The 25,651-nt window shown below is 34.9% G+C and carries 24 protein-coding genes; 22 read left to right on the forward strand and 2 right to left on the reverse strand.

Going from position 1 to position 25,651, the window contains the following annotated elements; translation table 11 throughout:
• Position 1 precedes the first annotated feature (1 nt).
• Both ABJH98_RS02875 and ABJH98_RS02880 read right to left on the reverse strand, forming a co-directional pair.
• Positions 2–1,075, reverse strand: a complete 1,074-nt coding sequence (locus ABJH98_RS02875; RefSeq protein ID WP_348306116.1) for a glycosyltransferase family 4 protein — start codon at positions 1,073–1,075, stop codon at positions 2–4.
• A 19-nt stretch (positions 1,076–1,094) separates the two neighbouring features.
• On the reverse strand, positions 1,095–2,084 hold the full coding sequence (locus ABJH98_RS02880; RefSeq protein WP_348306117.1) for an NAD-dependent epimerase/dehydratase family protein: 990 nt from the start codon (positions 2,082–2,084) through the stop codon (positions 1,095–1,097).
• A gap of 114 nt (positions 2,085–2,198) precedes the next feature.
• On the opposite strand from ABJH98_RS02880, the gene ABJH98_RS02885 reads away from it, so the two are divergent.
• The 22 genes from ABJH98_RS02885 to wecB all read left to right on the forward strand — a co-directional run bounded on the left by ABJH98_RS02885 (position 2,199) and on the right by wecB (position 25,647).
• Positions 2,199–3,113 (forward strand): polysaccharide biosynthesis protein, encoded by a 915-nt coding sequence (locus ABJH98_RS02885; protein WP_348306118.1) that lies wholly within the window; start codon positions 2,199–2,201, stop codon positions 3,111–3,113.
• On the forward strand, positions 3,113–4,429 hold the full coding sequence (locus ABJH98_RS02890) for a hypothetical protein (RefSeq protein ID WP_348306119.1): 1,317 nt from the start codon (positions 3,113–3,115) through the stop codon (positions 4,427–4,429). Before ABJH98_RS02885 ends, ABJH98_RS02890 begins: the two co-directional genes overlap by 1 nt.
• Entirely contained in the window at positions 4,426–6,180 is a 1,755-nt protein-coding gene (locus tag ABJH98_RS02895; protein ID WP_348306120.1) for an ABC transporter ATP-binding protein, read from the forward strand. Before ABJH98_RS02890 ends, ABJH98_RS02895 begins: the two co-directional genes overlap by 4 nt.
• Positions 6,181–6,227: 47 nt before the next feature.
• Complete coding sequence (locus ABJH98_RS02900) at positions 6,228–6,914, forward strand: sulfotransferase family 2 domain-containing protein (protein ID WP_348306121.1); 687 nt, start codon at positions 6,228–6,230, stop codon at positions 6,912–6,914.
• Complete coding sequence (locus ABJH98_RS02905) at positions 6,911–7,828, forward strand: glycosyltransferase family 2 protein (protein ID WP_348306122.1); 918 nt, start codon at positions 6,911–6,913, stop codon at positions 7,826–7,828. Before ABJH98_RS02900 ends, ABJH98_RS02905 begins: the two co-directional genes overlap by 4 nt.
• A 1-nt stretch (position 7,829) precedes the next feature.
• Positions 7,830–8,801 (forward strand): glycosyltransferase family 2 protein, encoded by a 972-nt coding sequence (locus tag ABJH98_RS02910; RefSeq protein ID WP_348306123.1) that lies wholly within the window; start codon positions 7,830–7,832, stop codon positions 8,799–8,801.
• Complete coding sequence (locus tag ABJH98_RS02915) at positions 8,798–10,549, forward strand: asparagine synthase-related protein (protein ID WP_348306124.1); 1,752 nt, start codon at positions 8,798–8,800, stop codon at positions 10,547–10,549. The genes ABJH98_RS02910 and ABJH98_RS02915 overlap by 4 nt, the downstream gene beginning before the upstream one ends.
• The gene (locus ABJH98_RS02920) at positions 10,546–11,670 is read left to right on the forward strand and encodes a glycosyltransferase family 4 protein (RefSeq protein ID WP_348306125.1); all 1,125 of its coding nucleotides are present in this window, start codon (positions 10,546–10,548) and stop codon (positions 11,668–11,670) included. The genes ABJH98_RS02915 and ABJH98_RS02920 overlap by 4 nt, the downstream gene beginning before the upstream one ends.
• Before the next feature lie 4 nt (positions 11,671–11,674).
• Complete coding sequence (locus ABJH98_RS02925; RefSeq protein WP_348306126.1) at positions 11,675–12,829, forward strand: glycosyltransferase family 61 protein; 1,155 nt, start codon at positions 11,675–11,677, stop codon at positions 12,827–12,829.
• A 117-nt stretch (positions 12,830–12,946) separates the two neighbouring features.
• On the forward strand, positions 12,947–13,699 hold the full coding sequence (locus ABJH98_RS02930; protein ID WP_348306127.1) for an FkbM family methyltransferase: 753 nt from the start codon (positions 12,947–12,949) through the stop codon (positions 13,697–13,699).
• A gap of 43 nt (positions 13,700–13,742) precedes the next feature.
• Complete coding sequence (gene rfbF, locus ABJH98_RS02935; protein WP_348306128.1) at positions 13,743–14,522, forward strand: glucose-1-phosphate cytidylyltransferase; 780 nt, start codon at positions 13,743–13,745, stop codon at positions 14,520–14,522.
• Complete coding sequence (gene rfbG, locus ABJH98_RS02940) at positions 14,522–15,595, forward strand: CDP-glucose 4,6-dehydratase (RefSeq protein WP_348306129.1); 1,074 nt, start codon at positions 14,522–14,524, stop codon at positions 15,593–15,595. The genes rfbF and rfbG overlap by 1 nt, the downstream gene beginning before the upstream one ends.
• The gene (locus tag ABJH98_RS02945) at positions 15,579–16,040 is read left to right on the forward strand and encodes a dTDP-4-dehydrorhamnose 3,5-epimerase family protein (protein WP_348306130.1); all 462 of its coding nucleotides are present in this window, start codon (positions 15,579–15,581) and stop codon (positions 16,038–16,040) included. Before rfbG ends, ABJH98_RS02945 begins: the two co-directional genes overlap by 17 nt.
• A 9-nt stretch (positions 16,041–16,049) precedes the next feature.
• A complete protein-coding gene (locus ABJH98_RS02950; protein ID WP_348306131.1) occupies positions 16,050–17,039 on the forward strand; it encodes an NAD(P)-dependent oxidoreductase in 990 nt (329 codons plus the stop codon).
• Positions 17,040–17,079: 40 nt separating this feature from the next.
• Positions 17,080–17,742: a class I SAM-dependent methyltransferase gene (locus ABJH98_RS02955; RefSeq protein ID WP_348306132.1), complete on the forward strand. Its 663-nt coding sequence runs from the start codon at positions 17,080–17,082 to the stop codon at positions 17,740–17,742.
• Between the two features lie 30 nt (positions 17,743–17,772).
• Positions 17,773–18,627, forward strand: coding sequence for a hypothetical protein (locus ABJH98_RS02960; RefSeq protein ID WP_348306133.1), 855 nt, complete (start codon positions 17,773–17,775; stop codon positions 18,625–18,627).
• Positions 18,624–19,721, forward strand: a complete 1,098-nt coding sequence (locus ABJH98_RS02965) for a hypothetical protein (RefSeq protein WP_348306134.1) — start codon at positions 18,624–18,626, stop codon at positions 19,719–19,721. The genes ABJH98_RS02960 and ABJH98_RS02965 overlap by 4 nt, the downstream gene beginning before the upstream one ends.
• Positions 19,722–19,739: 18 nt before the next feature.
• Positions 19,740–20,576: a 2OG-Fe(II) oxygenase gene (locus ABJH98_RS02970; protein WP_348306135.1), complete on the forward strand. Its 837-nt coding sequence runs from the start codon at positions 19,740–19,742 to the stop codon at positions 20,574–20,576.
• Between the two features lie 1,188 nt (positions 20,577–21,764).
• Positions 21,765–22,604, forward strand: coding sequence for a sulfotransferase (locus tag ABJH98_RS02975; protein ID WP_348306136.1), 840 nt, complete (start codon positions 21,765–21,767; stop codon positions 22,602–22,604).
• Positions 22,605–22,682: 78 nt separating this feature from the next.
• The gene (locus ABJH98_RS02980) at positions 22,683–23,717 is read left to right on the forward strand and encodes an acyltransferase (RefSeq protein WP_348306137.1); all 1,035 of its coding nucleotides are present in this window, start codon (positions 22,683–22,685) and stop codon (positions 23,715–23,717) included.
• Entirely contained in the window at positions 23,714–24,532 is an 819-nt protein-coding gene (locus ABJH98_RS02985; protein ID WP_348306138.1) for a glycosyltransferase family 2 protein, read from the forward strand. Before ABJH98_RS02980 ends, ABJH98_RS02985 begins: the two co-directional genes overlap by 4 nt.
• Complete coding sequence (wecB, locus tag ABJH98_RS02990) at positions 24,529–25,647, forward strand: UDP-N-acetylglucosamine 2-epimerase (non-hydrolyzing) (RefSeq protein WP_348306139.1); 1,119 nt, start codon at positions 24,529–24,531, stop codon at positions 25,645–25,647. Before ABJH98_RS02985 ends, wecB begins: the two co-directional genes overlap by 4 nt.
• Positions 25,648–25,651: the final 4 nt, after the last annotated feature.

Consider the following 25,651-nt stretch of genomic DNA (forward strand, 5'->3'; position numbering starts at 1 on the left):
CTCATTTAAATAACTGAAGAAAATTCTTAGCATTGGATTCGACTGAAAATTCTTCAATCACTTTTTTCCTGCCCGTTTGTCCCAATTGTTTTCTAAGCGTTTTATTTTCCATTAACAATCGCAGATTTGTTTCCCAATCTTCAGTTGTTTCACAATGATATCCATTGACCTCTGGTTCAACAATTTCTTGATTAACACCCACTGGCGAAACCAATACAGGCTTTTCCAGGGCCATAAACTGTAGCGCTTTGAAACCACATTTACCTCTAGACCATTTATCATCTTCTAAAGGCATTACTCCAATATCAATTTGATTCAAATCGGTAATTTCACTTTCCTTATTCCATTCCAAAAAATTTTGATTTGGATAAGGACGCTCTGGCACTTTATCCGCTATGACCACAAACTCAAATTGAAACTTCTCAGAAAGCCTTTCCAAAGGCTTTCTCAATACTTCAAGATATTTCAAGGTAGAATGAGTACCCGTCCAGCCAATTATTAGTTCATCTGATTCATTATTTTGAGGTAAGTGTCTGTTTTTGGTATCTATTGTGGTAGGATTATAGCATACTTCCTGGTTAAATCGTGAAGCAAAATCAATTAAATACTGATTGCCAGCACTCACTTTGGAACTCCAGGAAATAATTTTTTTAACTTTTTCAGGGTATTTGAACCATGCGATTAGTTGATTTTCTGAAGTAGTGTTCGGCAACCAAACAGCATCATCGAAATCATAGATCATTTTTTTTCTCCAAACTTTGGACGCCACCCACTCAAATAAAGGAAAACCTAAGGGTGTAGCTTCTCGATGCACAAAAACAAACTCAAACCGATGCAATCTAGCAAGCAACCAGATTCGTCTGACGAAACCTTTGATTATCCCCCAGAATTTTTGAAATAGTCGTCCTTCTTTATACAATATAGACCATGTGGAATCATCTATAAAAGACTGTGTTTCATAAGCTAACCCTTCATTTGATAAGAAATTCAGATATTGCTCAAAACGGAATCGTTGTGATCCAGCAGTATCCTTTGGGTATGGTGTGATAAAGAGTATTCTTTTTGACCTGCTCATAATCGATCAGTAATTTATGCTATTTCCAAAAAGAAGGTAAATTTTTAGTTATCTCTATCTGGTCGAATTTTTTGGTTGGTTCATGAGAGACAGACTGAGCCCATTTGGCCATTTTTTCCAAGCCTATATTCAAATGAGTACTTGGAATCTTCCCATAATAATCAATTAGTTTTTGATGAGAAGAGAAAGCATGGAGTACTTCAGTTCTAGCCTCCAGAAAATCAATAGTTGATTCTGTCTTCATAGCATGCATTACCATTTTGGCCAAATTTCTCACCGAAATTTCCTGATCTGCCCCAATATTAAATACTTGACCATACATTTCTTTTTTATCCACACACCTAGCTAATATAGGAGCAATATCCTTGATATAGGTAAATGCTCTGGTTTGATGACCATCTCCAAAAATGGATAAAGATTCTCCATTCATTAACTGGTTCATGAAAATTCCAATCACATTTCTATAGGGGTCTGAAATATTTTGTCTTTCACCATAAACATTATGAGGTCTGAAAATCACATAATCCAATCCAAACATTTCCTTACTCACCACCAGTTCTTGCTCAACGGCATATTTGGCTATCCCGTAGGGGTCTTCTGGTTGAGGAATCATTTTTTCAGTCATTGGAGTTGGCTGGCTGCCATACACTGCAATCGATGAAGTGAAAACAAAACACTTTATCTCATGCTTCACAGCTTCGTTGATCAGATTCACACTACCTATTAGATTGTTTTGATAATTGAATTTTTTTATAAAGTGACTCAATCCCTCAGCTGCATAAGCTGCCAAATGATATATATAATCAATTGCATATTCGTCAAAAATGCTACTCAGAAATGCTTCGTCAAGAATAGAACCTTCAACAAAGGCTGCATCTTTTGGAGCATTTTTCAATGACCCTCCGCTGAGATCATCTACAATAATAACCCGATGACCCTTGGCCAAAAGCTCTTCTGCAACATGACTTCCAATAAATCCAGCTCCGCCGGTGACTAATGATGTAGGCATTGTATTTTTTTTCAAATCTAAATAAGTTCATCTGTTTGGTTATCAGTCTATCAATTTTCTTAATTCGTCGAAATAATGGAATCATCATTTACCCAAATCCTTTAACTTCGAACCATGCTGAATCATCAGTCCATATTTATTACAGGCGGAACAGGAACTCTGGGTCGAGCATTCATTGAAAGAGCTTTGAGCAAGTTTCCAAAACTCAAAACAATTACGATCTATTCGCGGGATGAGATGAAGCAATATGAACTACGTCGGCAGTATCCTTCTACCAAATTTCCTATGATCCAATGGGTGATTGGAGACATTAGGGATGCTGAAAGGTTAAGTGAAAAAATGAAAAGTGCCGACCTAGTGATTCATACGGCAGCTATGAAACACATACCCATTTGCGAAGAAAACCCTGAAGAATGTCTAAAAACCAATGTAGAGGGTACAAAAAATGTGATTCATGCTGCGCTTGAAAATGAAATAAAGAAGGTAATACTTGCTTCTACAGATAAGGCCGTAGATCCGATTTCAATTTATGGTAATTCAAAACAAGCGGCAGAAAAACTTTTTTTGAATGCTGGAAATGAAATAAGCAAGTTTTCTATTCTTCGATTAGGCAATATATGGGGATCACGAGGGTCAGTGGTACCCCTATTCAAAGAATTGGCCAAAACGGGCATTATTCCTATAACCCATCCAGAAATGACTAGATTTTTCTGCTCAGAAGAGCAATCAGCTGATAGTTTGTTTTATGCCCTTCAGTATATAGAAGGAGGTGAAATTCTGATACCCAAAATGACAGTTAGAAAGATTACTGACATTGCGGAAGAAATTGCACCAAATTGTGTCCACAAAACCATTGGCCTTAGAGGTTTTGAAAAAGTTGGAGAGAAATTAGTGTCAGACATAGAGTTAGACAGACTACATGAATCTGACAAATATTGGATCATTGCCAAGAACAAATCAGACCAACTAATTTCTCCGAAATTTCAACAACTAGATAGCAATTCACTGCTCAAATATCAATTAAACTAATGGGCATTCAAGATCTCATCATAAGCCCATTCTATTTTTTCATTTTACTCATTGTAGCGTTTGTAATTAGACCATTAGTTACTAATTCGGCAACTAAGTCTTATTTTATCATTGGACTTCTGGCAAAGATTGTTGGGGCAATTTCCTTAGGGTTGATTTATCAGTTTTACTACCAAGGTGGGGATACCTTTACATTTCATACACATGGTAGCAGATTGATTTGGCAGGCCTTTATGGATCATCCATTTTTAGCTGTAAAGATGTGGCTAAATAGTGGTGGGGAATTCCAAGGAGACATTTTCAAATACACTTCTAACATTTGGCTCTATAGAGATGAAGCTTCCTATTTCGTAATAAAAATAGCATCATTTTTTGATATCCTAACAGGCAGCACATACTCTGCGACTGCACTTTTTTTTGCAGCATTTGCTTTCAGCGGCCATTGGGCATTATTTTCAACTTTTCAACGCTTATACCCAGACCAAACTAAATATCTGGCCATTGCCTGCCTTTTTGTACCTTCAGTGATTTTCTGGGGCTCTGGAATATTAAAAGATTCTATCACGCTTAGTGCCTTATGTTGGATGACATATGCACTATTTCAAATCACGGTTTGGAAATCAAACCCATTAAGAAACATTTTTCTCCTTGTTTTTTTTGGTTGGATATTATTCTCCATAAAAATTTATATCCTATTATGCTTTTTGGCTGCCACTTCGATCTTTCTTTATTCCAAATTTTCAAGTCAAATAAATAGTGCTTTATTAAGGACATTTTTAAAGCCATTTTTAATGGTCTTATTTTTAGGCTTAGGATATATTGTACTTCAGCAAATCAGTCAAAGTGATTCACGTTATGCACTGGATAAAATAGCACATACGGCAATGGTTACTGCCCATGATATTAGGTATGGCTGGGGCGCACGAGATGGAGACAATTCTGGCTATACCCTTGGCAATCTAGATGGAAGTTTTAGCAGTTTTTTGGGACTTGCTCCTAAAGGTGTGATAGTCACACTTTTCCGTCCATGGCCCTGGGAAGTAAAAAATCCACTTATGCTACTTGCAGCTACAGAGAGTTTAATAATACTTGTGTTCTCAGTCCTAGTGTTTATCGGTGCAATCTTCAATTCACCAATAAAATTGTGGGTGAAATTAAACGACCCTATTGTCTTGTATTGTTTAACTTTTTCATTGCTATTCGCATTTGCTGTAGGTGTAAGTACATATAATTTTGGCACACTTATGCGCTATAAAATTCCAGTGATCCCCTTTTATCTCATAACTTTAACAATTGCCAAAACTGTAAGAAGATGAAGAAAAATGTGATAATCGAAAGTATCAGCATATCACTGAAAATACTTCCATCAAAATATAGAATCAAATCATTATTATTATTGGCGGGGATAGTCGTTAATTCTATTCTCGACTTGTTAAGCTTAGCAGCAATTCTTCCTATTCTAGCTTTAATTCTTAAACCTGGTTTTATTCAAGAATCAGAATCTTTATCGTTCACCTACCATGCTCTAGAATTTACCGACGAAAAAATATTTATCGTCTCCATTTGTGCAATTATCTTTCTATTTATAGTTTCTAAAAATCTATTTGGATTGTGGATACAACGATCTCAAATGAGATTCATTTGGAGTGCTTATGAAAGTATTTCGAAAGATATGCTTCGGTCAATTTATAAAAAAGGCTACAGCTATTTCAATGAAAATAATTCGAACAAAATCCTGAATCGCATCATAACTGTTCCTCAGAATTTCAGTCAATCGCTACTCGTACAAATTATTTTATTTATTAGTGAATTTTTAATGCTCGTATTAATCATAACTTCTCTCGCTCTTTACGACTATAAAATTCTGATCACTCTTGCCTTAATTGTAATACCTGTTTTTCTTCTATTCTATAACCTCACAAAGAAGAGAATTGCATATTACTTTGCAAGACTTAATGCACTTTCCCCTTTGGTAAGAAAACCTGTTTTTGAAATAGTTTTTGGTTATGTAGATGTCGTCATAGGAAATGTATTTAATTCATTCGAGAATGCTTACCAAGATAAAATCAGGGAAAGTAAAAAAATTAAAATCATATTAAATACTATTCAAAGCATTCCTAACAGGCTTGTCGAAATATGTGTTATACTGGCCGTGTTGACCATTTTGATTTATGGACTCTATTATCTTCAGGATCCAGAAAAAATCATAGCTATGCTTAGCGTTTTTGCCTTAGCAGCATACAGAGCGTTACCTTCGATCAACAGATTGATGCTTGCATTGATGAACGTAAAGGGGCAAATGTTCAATTTGAAAATAATGGAAGAATTTCTTCCCCATAATGAATCAAATAAGGTAGTTCAACTTGGTGATTTTCAGAATTCAATAAAAATAAATCAACTCTCATTTCAATTTCCTAATAGTGAATTTCCACTACTTAAAGAAATCAATCTTGTCGTGAAAAAAGGTGAGTCAATTGGGATAGTTGGGAAATCTGGTTCTGGTAAAACTACATTGATCAATATCCTTTTGGGTTTTGTTGATAATTATAATGGAAATATAGAAATCGATGGAGTTAAACTAGAACAACACAATCTTGCGTCATGGCAAAACAAAATTGGCTATGTTAGACAAGACGTATTTTTGATTGACGGGAGTATTCGCGACAACGTAGCATTCGGTATACCTGCTGATAAAGTGGATGAAAATCGACTCAAAAAATCATTGGAGAAAGCACAACTATTAGAGTTTGTCGAAAATTTACCTGAAAAATTTGACACACTGATTGGTGAACGTGGCTCTAAAATATCCGGTGGCCAAAGACAACGAATAGGAATAGCTAGAGCACTTTATCATGAAGCGAAAGTACTTTTGTTTGATGAAGCTACTTCTGCACTTGACGATGAAACTGAAACTGAAATAACAGAAGCTATTCGTTCCTTGCAGAACGAAAACTTGACCATGATTATAGTAGCGCATAGAAAGAGTACGTTGAAATACTGCGATCGCATTATTAAAATTGAAAAGGGTGAAATAAAGCCATTTGATAATGCACTACAAAATAAATAGTTAGACTTAAAGTCGCGGATATAAAAGGCTGGGGTGACCAATCAAAAATGATCATACACGAAAACAAAATGATATTCTTGCATATCCCAAAAAATGCAGGCACTAGTATTGAAAAATATTTACGCCCAGATTTTGGATTAGAATGGGATGTACCCAATTACGACTTGCTTTATGGATGGTGTCCTGATAGACAAATCCATCTTCAGCATGCCACTCCTCAAGAAATGATTGATTTGAATCTAATAGACCGCCAAACTTGGGACGAGTATACAAAATTTGCTGTCATACGAAATCCTTGGGAAAGAGCTGTATCGGATTTTATCTGGCTTAAAGAAAAGAGCAAAATAAAAGGGAATTTTATGGATTACCTACTGGTAAGAGGCGATTTCAGTTCATTACTTACTGACCGATCACACATTCGTTTTAAAGGTGATCATATCTTCCCTCAAATCGATTTTTTAAAATTGGATGGAGAAATGGCAGTGAAAAACATTATCAATTTTGAAAATTTAGATCACGATCTAAATAACTTTTTTGGTTCCCTTAGCCTTCCGCGGTTTGATATTAAGTTGAATCAAAATACTTCCTATACCAAGCATTATTCTAATTGGTACACAAATCACTCAATTAATATCATCAAAGAAAAGTATGCTTCAGACATAGTGCTTGGCAATTATCACTTCGACGATCAGAGGTCAGGTCTGAAAAAAATCTATAATGCCATTGTCAAATGAGCAAGATTGCGGTCATAATTCCGGCTTATAAAAGCCAATACTTAAAGATCTGTTTGGATTCGTTTTGCAAGCAGACCAATCCTAATTTTCATTTATACATATTTAATGACAACAGCCCACATGAGATTGATGATAAAGTCTCTCCTTATCTAAGTGAAACGAATATTACATATCATAAATTTGAAGAAAATCTAGGCGGGATATCACTAGTACAGCATTGGGAAAGATGCATTGCCCTCACGGCCGAACCGTGGATTTGGATGTTTTCAGATGATGATATTTCTTCCTTAGATTGCATTGAAGCCTTGCAAAATGCTATTCATCAACATCCAGGCCAACCAATATTTAGGTTTCGTAAGACAATTATTGATTCAAAAGGTAAAACCACCAATAAAGAAGAGTTTCCGGAATTTGAAAATTCCACTGAATTTTTCAAATCAGTCACTTTAAAAAAGTACTCCCTTTCTGCACCAGAATATGTATTTAGTCGGGAGGTTTATTTGAAAAATAAAGGGTACGTAACATTTGATTTGGCTTGGGGTTCTGATATTGCGACTTGGCTAGTTTTTGCTCGAGAGCAAGGAATCAGAACGATTGAAGCCAACATCTATTACCGAATGAGTGAAACAAATATTTCGTCCATCAACAACTTCACCATTTTTAAGAGAAAATTATTCGCTCGTTTTGAATTATTAGAATGGTTTGAAAAACAAAAAGATTTGTACTTTGAATATAAAGGGAAGCCAAGCTCTTATTATGTGAAGGACAATGTACTCTATTTCATTTACACTCAAATCTCTATTATTCCTACTTCAGAATTTCCTAAGCTTGCCAGTGAAATAAAGAAAAATTTGAGAATGAAATATTTAAAAGCATTGTATTTCTTAATCAAATCGAAACTAACGCAAAGATAATATGCGGCATTCAAACCCATTAGTTTCTGTAATAATGCCCGCCTATCAGGCCGCACCTTATATTACTCAAGCGATCAATTCCATCTTGAATCAGACTCATGAAAATATAGAGGTATTAATTGCTGATGATGGGTCAAAAGATCAAACGCTCAAAATAATTGATTCTTTTAAGGATAAACGAATCAAAACATTCCACAACTCAATTAACTTAGGTTACTTAAGAACCTGCAATAGGCTATTTGATCAATGCACTGGCGACTACATTACCTTTCAGGATTCTGACGATTGGTCAGAGCTTACCAGGATTGAAAAACAATTAGATGCTTTTCAAAAAGATCCTGATCTAGGGTTGTGTGGCACAATAGTATCCGTAGTCGACACTAGAGGACGGTTTATTCGTAAGAACCGAAAAACAGAGCTACATGAAGATATTGTCAGTAAAATTGAAATAAATAATCAGTTTGGGGGTGCCACCATGATGTACACTAAGGAAATCCTTAATGATATTGGTGGATATCATGTGTTTTTTGACCGTATTGCCAGTGAAGACTATGATTTGGCTTATCGAATTATTGAAAAATACAAAGGCTACAACATTCAAGAAAGCTTGTACTATTACCGTCAAGTGGAAAACTCTATCACCAAAACGGCTGATGTAAACAAAATTCTTTCGGCAAAAGCGGTACATTATTTTGCCGAAATTAGAAAAAAAGGATTGACTTATGATTTAAACGATGATTCTCCATACGATATAAAAGATAAATTCCTGAAATGGAAAAAACCTTATATGGATGATCCATCAAAAGTATTTCATGAGTATGCCTCTCTATCCAATTACAATCAGTTATACTCTAATTCGATCAAAATCTCTTGGACAGCCATCAAAGCACATCCTGAAAATTGGGGAAACTATAAGCTACTTCTATATTGCATAAAGTTATTCTTGACAAAAAAAATATTGCGGCTTAAATGAGTGTGTTTTACATAGGGAAACTAACTTCACTTAATAATGAGTTTACTCAAGTATTCTCAAATGAGAAATATATTTTCGCTCATACCGAATTGAATGGAAAGAATTTTGTCCAACAAGAGTCAAATCAGTTCAAGTTTTGCTCAGACTACATGCTTGTCCAAAATGCCCAGAATAAGAAAATAAAAGGCGAATGGTCTCAATTTGAATCGCACGATAATTTGCTCAATCAACTTGAAAATGAAACACTCAGCTTATGGCTAACATTCGGCAAGAACGATTTTGAAATTTCGCTAGCATCTGTAAAACTATCTCGCGCACGGTGGTATTACATCACTTGTGCTAGTGGAGTGTTTTTCTCTTCGGATATGCGCCAATTGCTTCCATACTCTCAGAAAAAAATCAATAGACAAGTTGCATTTAGCATTCTGAAATTTGGGGAAACGCCTGAAGGGGAAACCGTAATTTCTGATATATATAGTGTACCTGTTTCTTCCAAATTATGTTTTAACTCTTCAGAGTTGACTTTTTTTAATATGGAAGCACCAATTCAAAACACACATTTCCAGCAATATTATAAAATTCCTTACTCCTTTTCTGGTGGGAATATCTCTAATACAAAAACTACGTTGCAAGACGTACTAGGTCCTATGGAAGGCTCAAACACACACTTATTGATTAGTGGAGGAATTGATTCGACACTTTTAAATTGTCTGTTTGACGAAATCAGCCTTACGAGTTACCCTGCTCATTACATTAGTTTTAGTCAAAACGACAAAGAGATTCCATTCGCTCAAGAAGCAATAAAAGAAACAAAAGCCGAATTGCATTTTCATGAAATGAATGGATCAGACCTGATCAAATCATTTCATTCGGCATGCACCAAAATGATCTATCCCACCATAGATGCCTCTTCAGCATTCGTTGGTGCCTTTCTTTCGTCTAAAATTGAAGGCCCAGATATACTTATAGATGGTACTGGTGCCGATAGTTGCTATGGTACCAGAGATTATAGTGTGCCCCTTTTTCAAGGCGTTGATAAAGGTTCGTTGACATTAAAATTAGCAGAGTATGCCGCTACATTTAATGACTTTTTTAATCCCAAATCAAACAAGTCATTCCTACCAAGAGATCAATACATAAAAGATCAAAATTTTCAGGAAGTTTTATGGTATTTGGGGGCATATGCCAATTTAGGTTTAAAAAATTCTAAGCCATACACTGAAACGCTCATTCCCAAACTCCAGGAATTGTACCGCTTAATTCCATCCGAACACTCTGGAGATTCATGGGCTAAATACACCGTTGTGAAATTGGCGCTCTATGCTTGCCGGCAGACCTCTGTCAAATTTTATGATATGTTCCCTGATTCAACCATCGAACTACCGTTTCTACATCGCTCAATGCTAACTGATCAAGGAAAATATTCTTGGTCTGAAAAATCAATAAATGGCATACCTAAGTATCCATTAAAAAAAATATTGGAAGATTATAAATCAAAAGACTTTATTTATAGAAAAAAAGTAGGTCTCAACAACCCCATTTACCATTGGTTTCAAAATAAAGAAATTAAAAACTATTTTGTTTCAATCGTTGAAAAGGGAGAATTTATAAATATGCTTACTCCGCTAGGAAGATTCTTATGGAGAAACAATGTGAAAAAAGACATTGTGGATCCTAAGATAATTTATCTGACTTTGAGTTTAGCGTCTTTTGAAGAGTGGTCTAAATTCAATAAAGTATCCCTATGAAAATACTATATCTAGCGGATCCTAATTCAGTTCATGACCTCAAATGGATGTCCTATTTCAGCAAAGACAACCCATGCTTTATTATGACCAGATCTCATCACACAAAGATCTCAAAAGAGAAATTGGCCACCTACCAAATTGAACATGTAGGAAGTATTAATGATTTCACTACCGCTCGTTTTTGGAAAAATAGATCCGAAGCAGATAAAATTAAAGGTTGGGTTAATGAACACCACATCGATTTGATCCATATACTATTTGCGGAACCAAACATATTGTGGTCTATTTATCACAAGAAGTTCGATGTACCAATCGTAGCAACAACCAGAGGTTCGGATATACTGCTAACCATAAAAAGAACCATTGAAAGCAAATCTCTACTCAACCTTATTGTAGCGAGGTTGTACAGACAAGCATTTAAAAAAAGCAGTGCTATTACATGCACGTCAACATCTCAAATCACTGAAACTAAAAAACTAGGAGTATCAATCGAAAAATTACACTTGATAAAAACTGGGATTGACATTGAACTTATAGACCAGTGCCTGAATCAAAAGAAAGAATCAAGAATCAAAGAAAAATACATTCTGTTTCCAAGAAATATGCAGCCAGTCTACAATCATGAACTGGCACTTGAATCCATAAAACTCCTAGACGATAAGTTTAAACAAGCATACAGTTTTGTATTTATTGATGAAGATTCTAATGCCTCAGCTTACGTTGACAGCATTAAGCGAAAGATGAAAGAAATGCCAGAGGTAAAATTTCATTTTCTAAAAAAATTGGACCAATTAGAAATCATTGAACTAATGAAAAATGCCACTTTAGCCGTGATGACAACTAATTCAGATGGTTCACCGGTCTCAGCAATGGAATTGATGTACTTGCGCACTCCATTGTTACTGAGTCCATTGGATTATGATCAAGAGATTTTTGGACTGATTCCAAAATTTGAAGCTTTCAAGCCGCATTCTGTTACTAAATCCATTTCTAATATCCTTGATGGTGACTTGTCCATAGCATTGGATAAGAACAAACAGATCATTGTAGATACTTGCAATAGAACTAACGAAATGAATAAGCTTGGTTCAATTTATTCTAACCTTATCTCCAAAAATTAATTTTATGAAAGGGGTTAGATCACTTTTATTGAAAATAAAGTATTTCAATTGGCACAAAAGACTGAAATACAAAACGAACATCTTAGATAGAGCTCCACTCCTAGCCAATCACCAAAATCACATTACTTTTTACGATTCAGAAGAAAAGATAGAATTTGACTTCTCCAAGATTGAATTCACCTCAAAAGACGTATTACCATCATTTATCTCTTATTTTTCTAAAAACACGATCAAGCTTTCACAACCTTTTCATATTTGCATCCCAAATGGGTCACTGATTGGTCACATGGCAGTAGCTGTTTTTGGAAAAAATATAGTTTTAGAATCCACACACAATTCAATTGCTTACCTCAACAAAACCGGGGATGCAAAATATCTTCAAAAAAAGAGTTCCGCTTTAATACCCAATAAAGAAATAAAAAAAGCCATCTCTTTAGTCAACATTCTAAGCAACAACTATTATCACTGGTTCATCGATATTCTACCAACCCTGCAACCCGTCTATGATGAACTTAAGAAAGATGCTAAATTCAAAATTTTCATACGAAAAAAAGCCGCCTCGTTTCAACTTGAATCTTTACGTGCGCTTGGCCTTGAAGAAAACGTTCTTGAATGGTCAAGCACGGGCGAATCCTTCGAAAAATTGATAGTATCATCTTATAGAAACACCTATTTAGAAACGCGTGACTTTCAAACAGATATAATTTCCAAACAAGCGCTGATATGGATTAGAAATACTTTTTTAAATCAAATACCAATAACTCCAATTCTAGGGTATGAAAATATCTATATATCGAGAAATCGCGCCTTTCGCAGAAATGTAACCAACGAGCATGAGCTACAACCCCTTTTTGATACCTACGGCATTAAAAAAATTAATTTAGAGGACTTTTCAGTTCCAGAAAAAATAAATTTATTCAGACAAGCCAAAAGAATAATAGCTCCACATGGGGCCGGAATTACTAACCTACTTTTTTCTGATGAGGTGAAAGTGCTTGAATTATTTCCGGAAAATCAGAAATACTATTCATCATTCCATCAAATATCAAGTCATTTTAATCACACGCATTTTCACATCAAAATTCCATCCATAAACAATGACGATGATATGAGAGTTGATCAGAAGCAATTTGAAAACATACTTAAACTCATCTTTTAATCTGAAATTGAGTATCTAATCAGCTCAATATCATTACTAATATTCAAATGATTCAATTTTTATTTTGCTTACTTTGACTCTTTATAAATCACCGTACGGTTGTAGCTAATTATTGACATGATCAAACCAAATTCGTATTTGTATTCCACCTTGAGTAAATTGAAAAATGGACTTTGGAGACCTCATCTCATGCAAACAGAGCTTATCCTACAGAGATACTTTGATTGTAAAAAGAGTGGAAACCTAGTGCAGATTGGATCGAATGATGGCGTAGCTAATGATCCATTAAGGCCACATCTGACCGTAGGAAATTGGAAAGGCATCCTTGTAGAGCCTGTTCCACATGTCTTCGCAGAATTAAAGAAAAACTACCAAGGGTTTGATGAAAATATAAACTTCGAGTGTTCCATTATATCTACGAAAGATGGAACCGAACATTTTTATTCTATAAAAAAAGAAGCCCTAGAAAAGTACCCTGAATATGTAGATCAATTGGGGTCCGTGAGTAGAGACATGGTGGCCAAGCTTAAAAATGAATTCCCGGACGTGGATCATGATATAGAAGAATTAAGTTTACCGTCGGTGACATTTGATACCTTAGTTAAAAAGCATGGTTTTGACAGGGTTGATTTAATCCACACGGATACTGAAGGAAATGACGACAAAATCATTGCAACTATAGATTTCGAAAAATACAATCCAGATATTTTACTTTTTGAGCATGTACATCTGGATATTGAGAGTTATAAGCAATTGATTAAAAATCTTAAAAAATCGAAATACAAAGTATTCTACTACGACCTAGACACCATAGCAGTAAGTGAAAATATATTAAATCAATATCCTGAAATTGGAAAAATGAATTTCTGATTAAGTTATAACAATTCGAATACCAACTGATGAATGCAATAATATGAAAGTAGTTATACTATGTGGAGGGCAAGGCACGCGAATAAGAGACGTTGCTGAAAATATTCCCAAACCTATGATCCCAATAGGTAATTATCCAATATTATGGCACATCATGAAGTTATATGCTCATCAAGGATTTAATGAATTCGTTTTATGCCTTGGGTACAAAAGTGAGGTAATCAAAGATTATTTTATGAATTATGAAGCACACACTTCTGATTTCACTATTCAACTGGGTAAAAAAAATGAAATTGAATTTCATAACAAAGTAGAAGAAGAGGATTGGAAAATCACCTTTGCTGAAACAGGTCTTCATGCGATGACTGGCGCTCGAGTCCATAAAATTAAGCCGTATATTGAAAATGGAGAGTCTTTTTTATTGACCTATGGCGACGGACTTAGTGATGTGAATCTTAAAGCTCTTATCGACTTTCATCAAGCACATGGCAAAACACTGACACTTACTGGTGTTCGACCAGCGGGCCGTTTTGGAGAACTCATGTCTGATGATAGTGGTACAATTACAGAATTCAACGAAAAACCTCAAGCCACAGAAGGCAGAATCAATGGCGGTTTTTTTGTAGCAAACTATTCAATATTTGATTACTTAAAGGATGATGATAGTTTAGTATTCGAACAAGAACCTATGAAACAACTTGTTTCTGATGGGCAATTGGCACAATACACACATGATGGGTTTTGGCAACCCATGGACACTTATCGCGAATTCCTGCTATTAAATAACCTTTACAAAAACAAAGCCCCTTGGGTCAAATGGTAATGAATAACCTTGATTTTGCAGACTTCTATAAAGGGAAAAAAGTCTTGATCACTGGAGATACTGGCTTTAAAGGATCTTGGCTTGCCTATTGGCTCAATTTGTTAGGAGCAGAAGTGATAGGGTATGCACTGCCGCCAGAAAATGACCTATTCAATATCTTGAATTTAACAGACCATATTACACATGTAGATGGAGACTTACTCGATTTGGAAAAATTGAATGCAACATTTCAACAGCATCAGCCCGAAGTAGTTTTTCACTTGGCGGCACAAGCACTAGTTAGACTTTCTTATGATGAACCTAAACTCACTTTTGACACCAATGTGGGAGGAAGTGTCAATATGATGGAAGCTGTCAGACATTGCAAATCTGTTCGCTCTGTTATCTATGTTACATCCGACAAGTGCTACAAAAATAAAGAATGGGTATATGGATATAGAGAAACAGACGAGCTTGGCGGACATGATCCCTATAGTGCATCGAAGGCAGCAGCAGAAATAGTTTTTTCTTCGTACAGGGATTCCTTTTTCAAAGAAAACAAAAACATTGGGTTAGCTAGTGTCAGAGCTGGAAATGTGATAGGTGGAGGAGATTGGGCCAAGGACAGAATTGTACCTGATTGTATGAAAGCACTAGAAAACAATGAAAAAATTAAAATTAGAAACCCACTCTCCACGAGACCTTGGCAACATGTTCTTGAGCCACTGTCAGGCTATATGCTCTTAGCCATGAAACAATATCACGAACCAATAAAATTTAGTGGTTCCTGGAATTTTGGACCAGATCATACGGCAATCAAAACTGTAGAAGAATTGGCCCATACAATAATTAAAAACTATGGTTCTGGGTCTCTCCATATAAATACCAATGACTCACAAAAACATGAAGCTTCATTGCTTCACCTTAACTGTGACAAAACCAACTTCGAACTTCAATGGCAACCTACTTGGAGTTTTGAAGACACTATAAAACATACTGTAGAATGGTATATTGGATTGAATGAAGGTGAAGATCCAAGGAAACTTACTGAACAAAATATTTTAACATTTAGTGACAATGCAAGAAGTAATTGAAGGTGTAATAATCACCCCACTTAGAAAAATACCTGATGATAGAGGCAGGATCATGCATATTATGAAAAGCTCTGATCCTGAATTTAATCAGTTTGGTGAGGTTTATTGTTCTACGGTTTATCCTGGAATCGTGAAAGGTTGGCATATTCATAAAAAAATGACACTCAATTATGCAGTTCTCAAAGGCAATATAAAATTCGTACTCTACGATGCTCGCAAGGATTCTCCAACTTATGGAAAGCTTCAGGAAATATATATTGGACAAGACAATTATGTTCGGGTGACTGTGCCCCCTTTCGTTTGGAATGGTTTTATGGGAATAGGTTTGGAGGAAGCGTTAGTCATTAATTTCACCGATATCCCTCATGACCCAGAAGAAATAGATCGAATGGATCCGCATGAGAATGGTATCATTGATTATAAATGGGAAATTAAAGACAGGTAATAATCAATTGTGGAAATACTAATAACAGGTAGCAACGGATATTTAGGCTCAAGACTGTCTTTTGAATTGGCCAAACAAGGACATCAAGTAACAGCTGTATGCCACTCAAAGCCTATAAAAGATAGTGAATGGGCTTCTCAGATGAAGGAAATATTAATTGGTGATATCAGAGACCAAAACTTTGTTGAACAGATCTGTTCTCAAAAAGTAGACTGTATTATCCATCTGATATCATTGGATCATCACCAATCTAATGGTGACCCAAAAAATGTCTCAGATATAAATGTTTTGGCCACATGGACACTACTTGATCTCCTATCTAAAAACGGTTTTACTGGCAAGTTTCTATACTTTTCTACTATTCACGTTTACGGAAAAGTGCCTAACATTAATATTGATGAAACCTATCCAACGTCTCCTCAAAATCCATACGGACTAACACATAAATTATCAGAAGAAATTTGCGATTTCTATAACCAAACCAGTGATATTTCTTGTATCAATGTAAGGCTTTCCAATAGTTTTGGTAATCCTGTATTCGTTGAAAACAAATGTTGGAAATTGGTCATTAATGAGCTTTGCCTGACTGCCATTTTCAACAAAGAAATAATTCTCATGTCAGATGGATCACCATTGCGAGATTTTATCCATTATTCTGATGTGGTCGCTTATACAGAAACACTAATTACAACCTCACAAAATCAGAGCAAATATGTTTTTAATATGAGCTCAGGAGAAACTTTTTCAATGCTAGAAATAGCACTGAAAGTAAAAAAGGTCTTTGAAGATAAATACAATGAAAAAATAAAAGTATATGTCAATAAAGATCAGGAAGTGGAGGTTTCTGAATCTAGTAATATTAAAAAATACACCATAGATAATTCAAAAATTTCAACGATTGCAGATTTTAAACTTAAAAAAATGGAATCAGGAATAGATGAATTGTTTGATTATTTGGAACTCAACAAGGAACAACTAAAAATTCATTTAGATTTATAAATCCGAATATTGGTAGGCTCATGTTGAATAACTACTAAAAATGAAAATTGAAAAATACTACGAGCTATCATGGTACGATATAGCGATCAATAAGCTGAAAGAATTGGTACCAGATGGTAAAGGAAAGGTCGTATACGACATTGGCGCGGGAAATAATATACTCAAAGAAAGAGTAGAACAACATGGAGCTGAATGGATTGGTTTTGATTATATTCCTAGACAGGATTTTATTCATAAATGGAATATAGAAACGGAATCCATTGATAGAACAGACAGTCCTGACGTCATATTTTTTCTAGAGGTGATCGAGCATTTACATAATCCAGGATTTGCGATCAAGCACATCTCGGAGGCAGCAAAAAAAGGAACGCATATAATCATTACTACGCCAAATCCTTTTTGGTCCATCAATAGAATTAAGTTCTTTATATTAGGTTTCTTCCCAAACTTCACAGAAGAAGATATGAACAACAACCATCACGTTTTTACAGTTTGGCCTTATGTACTGGAAAAACTATTGAAGGAAAATGGCTTTAAAATTAAAGACACTTATACCTTGATGTGCAAAGCTAGTTTTCCCAAATTTACAATTAATCCGATTTTTTTTGTGAAGATTGCCTACTACTTGGTTCGCAAGTTTATAGAAACTATAGACAAAAAATCCATCGGTCAATCGTATGGTGTTGTAGCTGAAAAAGTATAATACTGAAATATTGATTCTGACGAATATACTATGGTGAATAAAGGATTACTATATGTCGCAACTGGCAAAAAATACGTCCGTGAAGCCATCAAATCATACGCTTCTTTCAAAAGATTTGACAATGCTTTACCAGCAGTCATATATACAGATGTAGTTAATAAAGAAACAGCAGAAGAACATTTCGATCATGTCGAAATCATTGATAGTCCTGCCTATTGCTTTCTAGATAAGGTCGCACCATTGGTCAATTCACCTTTTGAAAAAACGTTATTTATTGACTCAGACACGTATCTTAATCAAAATATTGATGAGCTATGGGCAATTCTAGATGATTATGATTTGGCCTTCACTTTTGACAATGGAAGGATAAATGATCCTTTGGAAAATGTTCCAGATTGGTTTTGCGAATACAGCACTGGAATAATCCTATACAACAAATGTGAAATTGTTCAAACACTTTTTGAAAAATGGGAAATTGAGTTTTCTAAGATGAGAAAAGCTAGTGGTATGACCGTAGATCAGCCATCTTTTAGAAAATCACTTTGGGAAGTGAAACCAAAATTTTTCACTCTCCCTCAAGAATACAACTTCAGTATGTACGCCAACAACATATCTGCTAATGGATACCCTATCAAAATTTTTCATGGAAGATACGATGATTTTGAAAAGGCCATCGAACACTTAAGCTCAGGAAAACCTACCTTATATGTAAACGAATTTAGGTTCTTAGAGCGTGGTACGATCAAGAGTTTCAATTATTATGAATCTGAAAATTGGTTTTTTCAGTTTTTCATGTCCTGTACTAACTATTATCACAGACTTATTCATAGATTAGGTTTTTCTAAAACAGCCGCTGCTTCGAAACGTCGAGGTAACAAAGTATGACCTATATTGAAAACCAGAACATACTACTCATTTCTCCAGAGGCCTGGGGACAAAATTTTGTTTCTAAGCATCATTACGCCATAGAACTTTCGAATAAGAATATGGTCTACTTTCTAAATCCTCCTTCTGCAGGATTTCAAACTAAAAAAATAAATGATCAGTTGATCACAGTTGATTACTCACCGCTTTTCAAAGGCCTGAGAAAATTACCCACATTCTTAAATCAATGGCTGATAAAAAAAGAAATACAACATTTGGAAAAAAAGCTTCACACAACCTTTGATGTGATCTGGAATTTCGACTCATCTCGTTTTTTTAATCTAAATCTTTTTTCAAACAAACTAAAAATCTGCCATATAGTAGATATGGCCGAAAACATTCAGCGAAATTTATTGGCTCAAACTTCTGATATATGCTTTTGTACTTCAGATTTTATCGTAAAAGAGTTGAATCCATTTAATCAAAATGTCCATAAGATTAACCACGGGTATCATTCAAATGCTGAGTACTATGATATAGAAGAAGGTTTTAATTCTAATATTCAGGTTGGTTATGTTGGTAATTTGTCAAGAAAAGCCATAGACTGGCCGAACATTTTTTCAATAATTGAAAATCACCCGAATTGTGAATTTAACTTCATAGGGAATTATAAAAAATCTAACCTCTCTGATCAAAATCTAAATTCTGAAACATTAGATCGACTTAATAGTTTCAAAAATGTCCAGCTGCTTGGACCAAAAAACAGTCAGTTGATCCCAAGCTATTTGAAGAAATTTGATATCCTGCTTTGCGCTTACAAAATTGAAAACAAGGAGGATGTACAGCAACATTCCAATCTACATAAGACTATGGAATATTTGGGCAGTGGAAAAGTAATTGTAAGCAGCTATAGTGATGAGTACAAGAACAATAAGGAGTTGTTGGAAATGGCAATGCCCAATGAAGATATAGTCATTAAGTTTGAGCAAGTCGTCAACAATATTACTCTTTACAACTCTCAGGAAAAGCAGAAAGAGCGAATAACTTTTGCTCTTTCTAATAGCTACAAAAATCAATTAAAAAAGATTAATTTGATTTTGAAGAAAATCACATAGGACATAAAATATGAAGGTATGAGCGAGTATATAAATAAAAAATATCAGGACATTTTCTATCACCCGGAAAATATACAGTCAGAGTATAAAACTTCGTCTCCATTTCCTAATATGTATTTTGAAAATTTCTTCAATGAGATCATACTCAATGAGGTGCTTGAAGAATTTCCTGACCTATCAAAAAGTGATGAAATCAAATTTGATGACTCGTTACAGAAGAAATTTGCAGGCAGAGGCGAAAAATCATTTGGGAAGAAGACAAAAGAATTTGTTCACTTCCTCAATTCTCAACCTTTTCTAGAGTTCCTTCAAGGACTTACAGGTATTCAAGAATCAATCCTACCAGATCCATATCTAGTCGGTGGTGGTTTACACGAAATAAAAAGAGACGGATTACTAAAAGTTCATGCTGATTTCAAAAAACATCAGTTTTTAGGTTTGGACAGAAGGATTAATGCATTGGTCTATTTGAACAAAAACTGGAAAGAAGAATATGGCGGTCACTTCGAATTGTGGGACACTGAAATAAAAAACTGTGAGAAAAAAATACTCCCTAACTTCAACACACTAGCTGTTTTTTCAACGACAGATTTTTCCTTTCACGGTCACCCTAATCCATTGACCTGCCCTGAAAATATGAGTAGAAAATCCATTGCCCTATACTATTATTCAAATGGCAGGCCTAAGAATGAAATTAATCCTGAAAAAAGCGATACAGAAACCCTTTTTGTGCCCCGTATGGATGACAAAGCTGATCAAGTTGCTTTCCAAAAACCAAAATATACTGCACGAGATTTAATCAAAGATTTGATACCTCCTATTGTGGTCAAAGGAGTTAGAAAAATAATAAAGTAAGAAGATAATTGAATCTCTCTAACCACTTGAGCAAAGATTATATCAATGGGCTTGATACTTTTAGGGCTATTGCGGCATTTGTTGTTTTGGCACAGCATATTGAGCTCTTTAAGGATAAGCATGACCTTAACAATTTTTTAAGTCTTCCTTTCTTTAGATATACTGGCGGTTATATTGCTGTCATTATGTTTTTCACGCTCAGTGGTTTTTTAATCACACTGTTGCTTCTAAAAGAGAGAAAAAAACACAACCACATCAATCTTAAAAAATTCTACTTTCGGAGAATACTCAGAGTTTGGCCACTGTACTATTTCATCATTCTGATATCCTATCTTTTAATCGATTACAATCCCTCAACTAACACATTATTGCTATGCTTGACCATTTTTCCAAACATCGCTTTAGCCACAGGTGCTTCATGGATGGCCAGTCCACAGATATGGTCAATAGGAATTGAAGAACAATTTTATCTGATATGGCCTCATATAGCTAAAAGAGTTAAAAAAATTAGGCCATTTGTAATTTTTCTAATAATTGTCCTTACCATTTTTCCACATTTCCTGATCTTCATTTGGTCTAGAATCAGCCCCGCCTCCGAGAACATAATTCTGATAAATAAGCTTTTTTATGGGATGAAATTTAATTGTATGGCAATAGGTGGTCTTGCAGCAATATTGTACATTGAAGAATCCAGAATACTCAAATGGCTCAATTCTCAGCTTCCAATTAGCTATTCCTTAATTTTACTTCCATTCGTCTTATGGTTTTTTGGTGTGCACTTTATTCAATTCTCAGCAGATATTTATGGAGTTTTATTCGCCCTTTCAATTTTAGTAATTGCCTCCAATCATCAAGTAATAAATTTGGATACAACTGTATCAAAATATTTAGGTAAAATATCTTACGGAGTTTATATGTATCATTGGTTGGTTCTAGAATTCATTTTCAAAATTGATTTCTCAAAATTTGAAAATGCTTTATATTTTAATGGAATCATATATTTTCTAGCAATACTATTTACTATAGTAATAGCATCATTGTCATATTACTTTTTTGAACTTCCATTTCTAAGGATCAAGGAAAAGTTTAATACTCAATAATAACAGCTTGAAGTATCTATAAAACGTTATCTGAAAAGTGAAATACTACATGTCATTTTAAATAGATACTTGTAGAAATAAAACTAGTATGAAAGAAAAAATAATAGCTATTGGCGCACTAGGAGGAAGTGGAACTAGAGCAGTGGCTGAATTATTCATTCGATTGGGAATCTACATGGGTGATGACTTGAATGAGCCCAATGACAATTTACTATTTACAAGGCTTTTCAAAAATCCTTTGTGGCATCAAAAAACAAGTATTGAAGAGAAAAATAAACGGTTAGAACTCTTCTCAAATTATATGAAATCAGGCCATTTGAACTTGAATGAATATATAGAACTTTGTAAAGCTTCCAATTCAAATGCTGCAATTGATACCAGTATCATCTATTATCTAAAGAAAACATCAGCATTGTGGGATAGTAAAAAAGCGCTACGTATCTGGGGATGGAAAGAACCTAATACTCAAATCTATACTGAGGAAATCTTGGATTTTTTCCCCAAACTGAAATACATTCATGTGATACGCCATGGACTCGATATGGCTTTCTCTAACAATAGACAACAATTAAACAATTGGGGTTGGAAGTATGATATCCATTTGGATGGAACAGAAAACAAGTCGCAACTAGCACAAAAACAACTCGAATATTGGGTTCAATCCACTAAAGATGTATTGAAAAAATCTGAAAAATTTAAGAGTCGAGTTTTAATACTCAACCATTCTAATTTCTGTAATAATCCAAAATCAGAGATTGATGCAATTTTGAGGTTTACTGAAATCGAATGCTCTGAAGAGTTACTCAACGAATTATACAAAATCCCTAAAAATGCAGGGACAAACAACCGCTATAAAAATAAAGATCTGAGCATATTTTCGTCAGAACAATTAGCTTTTGTAAATGAAATGGGATTCGAGATAGATTAATAATCCAGTATGATTACCTATGCCATTAGTAATGACCATATTTACTATACCAATGAATAAGCAGTCATTTTGGACTCTATGAAAATTGAACAACTTACATTCACACGATTTTTAGCAGCGTTCCTAGTTGTAATTTTTCATTTCGGTCGAGATGTCTTTCCATTTAATGCCCCCTTTTGGTCATTTTTGTTCGATAATGGAGATCTTTTTGTGAGCTTCTTTTTTGTTTTGTCAGGTTTTGTAATGGTTATCGCTTACCATTCCAAGAAAATCGAATTTTTCAGATATTTAAAAATGCGCATCGCACGAATTTATCCCGTGCATATCTTAGGAGTAGTTTTACTTCTGATTTCGTATTCTATGGTAGACAGAAAAGCACCACTTTTTGAAATTTTCATTCAATCACTATTAGTTCATCCCTGGTATCCACGATTTTCACTTATTCTGAACTATCCTTCTTGGTCATTGGCAGTAGAAATGCTATTCTATTCACTATTTCCATTCATTATGGTTTTACTCAATAAGAATAAGCTCCAAGTAAATATTGTAATTGCTCTGTCTTTGTGGGTTTTCAGCCAACTGATCAGTTATCTGTTGAAAAGTCATGTTGAAAGCGAGACCATATGGCTTTTTGTCAATTTTCATCCTTTAATCCACCTTAATGAGTTCGTAATTGGAAATTTGTTTGCCCTACTATTTTTATTAAATCGTACTGCTTATAGAATCAATACTTGGCACTTGGTTGGACTTATCATCATGCTACTCTTGCTGATTAAGTTTCCTTTTCCATGGGTCAACTATAAAAATGGCTTTCTAGCACCTATTTTTGGATTGGTCATATTAGGATTGAGTCAAAATAACTCATCCTTAAAACAGGCATTTGCGCATCATCAGCTAATATTATTAGGAGAAATTAGTTATGCGATTTATATTTTACAGGTGCCCATACATAGCATTACCTTCTATTGCTACAATCAAGCTGGCTATACTGACAAGCAACTGTTTTTTTATGTATTTGTAGTTGTACTCTTGATTTGCTCCTATCTATCTTATTACTTGATCGAAATGCCGGGTAAGAGACTAATCAATCGAATAAATATACCTTTTGGATGAAAGAATTGATTTCAATCATAATGCCGGCATACAATGCTGAACAATTTGTAGAAGCAGCAATTCAATCTGTTTTGGAGCAATCTTATAGTCAATGGGAATTGATAATTATAAATGATGGCTCCTCGGACGCTACAGAATTAAAAGTGCTTTCATTCAAAGAGGAAAGAATCAGATACTTTTCTCAAAAGAACAAAGGTGTTGGAGCCGCAAGAAATCTTGGATTAAAAAAAATGAAAGGAGCTTATTTTTGCTTCCTTGATGCAGACGATATTCTACCTCCAAACTCCATTAAAGCTAGATTAGACGTATTTAAAAATGACAGCAATATCGGTTTTGTAAGTGGTAAAGTGATACAAATGGACTCAAAACTAGACACTGTACTGAGTACCCAAACACCCTCTTTTCGTGGTCAACCAAAAAAAGAAATTGTAAGACTCAGTTCAGCGGTATTAGTTGCTATTACTTGGCTGATCAAAAGAGTGGAAGGAATTGAATATAGCTTTCAGGAAGGCTGGACTCATAGTGAAGATGTAGCATTCTTTCTTTCCATTAGCGACCATGGATTATACGATTATACTCCTGAAGAAGTATTGATCTATCGACGAAACGATGGGTCAGCAATGAGCGATTTATCAGGTCTTGAAAAAAGTTATGTCAATTATTACAATTATGTATTGCAACAGGTAACAGACCTCGAAAAAGAAGATAGAATTTATCTCAAGAAAAGAATTCGAAGAATAATGTTTCTTTCATATTTGCAAAACAAACAGATTTACAAAGCCATTCGATCTTTCTTCAAATTGAGTCAACTATGAAAAAAGCAGCCATAATTGTTGGAACACGACCCGAGGCCATCAAACTGATCCCTTTATATCTTTATATGAAGGAAAATAGTCAAAGTCTGGGAATTGACGTACGACTCATTTCTACTGGTCAGCATAAGGAGATGTTAGAACAGATATTTACCTTTTTTGAGGTGAGAGCAGATATCAACTTGGCAGTAATGACGAAAAATCAATCATTAGTCAAATTGGCTACTACACTGATGGATGCCTTAGGAAGAACAATTGAAGAACTTGAGCCCGATATCGTAATCGTACAAGGCGACACCAATTCCGCCATGGTTGGAGGTTTGATATCTTTCTATTCGAAAATAAAAGTGGCTCATGTGGAAGCGGGCCTAAGAACATACAATCGGTTCTCACCATATCCTGAAGAAGTCAACCGTCAAATCATCGGGTCAGTAGCTGATTTTCATTTTGCGCCCACTCAAAAAGCATTGGATACTTTAGTTGCTGAAAAAAAAGAAAATGTCATCAATGTTGGAAATACAGTAATCGATAGTCTCAACCTCTGTTTGGAGAAATTACACAGCAACATTGGCCAGTACGAACAAAAATTCAAGCATTTGCTGGGATTAGAAAAACTGGTTTTAATAACAGGTCACCGTAGGGAAAACATAGGGTCAGGATTTGATAATATATGTCAAGCACTACATGAATTGGCTAATAAGTATGAAAACATGCAATTTGTTTATCCAGTGCATTTGAATCCATTGATCAAGGACAAGGTTGAAGAGAGACTTGGGCATGTTACCAATATTTCATTGCTAGCACCTCTACCTTATGATGAATTGATTTTTTTAATGAGTAAGAGTTACATCATTTTGACAGATTCTGGTGGTATTCAAGAAGAAGCTCCAAGTCTTAATGTACCACTTCTAGTAATGAGAGATACCACAGAACGACCTGAAGGCATTGATGTGGGCTGTGCGAAATTGGTCGGAACGGATAGAAAAGTGATTGTTGATTCCTTCGACTTATTAGTGAATGATTCAGACACATATAAAATGATGAGTAATGTGCCTAACCCCTACGGAGATGGCAAAACCTCTGAAAGAATAGCTCAATATCTAAGTAAAAACATCTAAGCCT

This window comes from Reichenbachiella sp., assembly GCF_039969095.1.
Taxonomy (GTDB): Bacteria; Bacteroidota; Bacteroidia; order Cytophagales; family Cyclobacteriaceae; genus Reichenbachiella.

Coding starts and splice junctions, on each gene's coding strand:
- ABJH98_RS02875 (WP_348306116.1), bottom strand. CDS start 1,075: ATGAGCAGGTCAAAAAGAATACTCTTTATCACACCATACCCAAAGGAT.
- ABJH98_RS02880 (WP_348306117.1), bottom strand. CDS start 2,084: ATGCCTACATCATTAGTCACCGGCGGAGCTGGATTTATTGGAAGTCAT.
- ABJH98_RS02885 (WP_348306118.1), top strand. CDS start 2,199: ATGCTGAATCATCAGTCCATATTTATTACAGGCGGAACAGGAACTCTG.
- ABJH98_RS02890 (WP_348306119.1), top strand. CDS start 3,113: ATGGGCATTCAAGATCTCATCATAAGCCCATTCTATTTTTTCATTTTA.
- ABJH98_RS02895 (WP_348306120.1), top strand. CDS start 4,426: ATGAAGAAAAATGTGATAATCGAAAGTATCAGCATATCACTGAAAATA.
- ABJH98_RS02900 (WP_348306121.1), top strand. CDS start 6,228: ATGATCATACACGAAAACAAAATGATATTCTTGCATATCCCAAAAAAT.
- ABJH98_RS02905 (WP_348306122.1), top strand. CDS start 6,911: ATGAGCAAGATTGCGGTCATAATTCCGGCTTATAAAAGCCAATACTTA.
- ABJH98_RS02910 (WP_348306123.1), top strand. CDS start 7,830: ATGCGGCATTCAAACCCATTAGTTTCTGTAATAATGCCCGCCTATCAG.
- ABJH98_RS02915 (WP_348306124.1), top strand. CDS start 8,798: ATGAGTGTGTTTTACATAGGGAAACTAACTTCACTTAATAATGAGTTT.
- ABJH98_RS02920 (WP_348306125.1), top strand. CDS start 10,546: ATGAAAATACTATATCTAGCGGATCCTAATTCAGTTCATGACCTCAAA.
- ABJH98_RS02925 (WP_348306126.1), top strand. CDS start 11,675: ATGAAAGGGGTTAGATCACTTTTATTGAAAATAAAGTATTTCAATTGG.
- ABJH98_RS02930 (WP_348306127.1), top strand. CDS start 12,947: ATGATCAAACCAAATTCGTATTTGTATTCCACCTTGAGTAAATTGAAA.
- rfbF (WP_348306128.1), top strand. CDS start 13,743: ATGAAAGTAGTTATACTATGTGGAGGGCAAGGCACGCGAATAAGAGAC.
- rfbG (WP_348306129.1), top strand. CDS start 14,522: ATGAATAACCTTGATTTTGCAGACTTCTATAAAGGGAAAAAAGTCTTG.
- ABJH98_RS02945 (WP_348306130.1), top strand. CDS start 15,579: ATGCAAGAAGTAATTGAAGGTGTAATAATCACCCCACTTAGAAAAATA.
- ABJH98_RS02955 (WP_348306132.1), top strand. CDS start 17,080: ATGAAAATTGAAAAATACTACGAGCTATCATGGTACGATATAGCGATC.
- ABJH98_RS02960 (WP_348306133.1), top strand. CDS start 17,773: ATGGTGAATAAAGGATTACTATATGTCGCAACTGGCAAAAAATACGTC.
- ABJH98_RS02965 (WP_348306134.1), top strand. CDS start 18,624: ATGACCTATATTGAAAACCAGAACATACTACTCATTTCTCCAGAGGCC.
- ABJH98_RS02970 (WP_348306135.1), top strand. CDS start 19,740: ATGAGCGAGTATATAAATAAAAAATATCAGGACATTTTCTATCACCCG.
- ABJH98_RS02975 (WP_348306136.1), top strand. CDS start 21,765: ATGAAAGAAAAAATAATAGCTATTGGCGCACTAGGAGGAAGTGGAACT.
- ABJH98_RS02980 (WP_348306137.1), top strand. CDS start 22,683: ATGAAAATTGAACAACTTACATTCACACGATTTTTAGCAGCGTTCCTA.
- ABJH98_RS02985 (WP_348306138.1), top strand. CDS start 23,714: ATGAAAGAATTGATTTCAATCATAATGCCGGCATACAATGCTGAACAA.
- wecB (WP_348306139.1), top strand. CDS start 24,529: ATGAAAAAAGCAGCCATAATTGTTGGAACACGACCCGAGGCCATCAAA.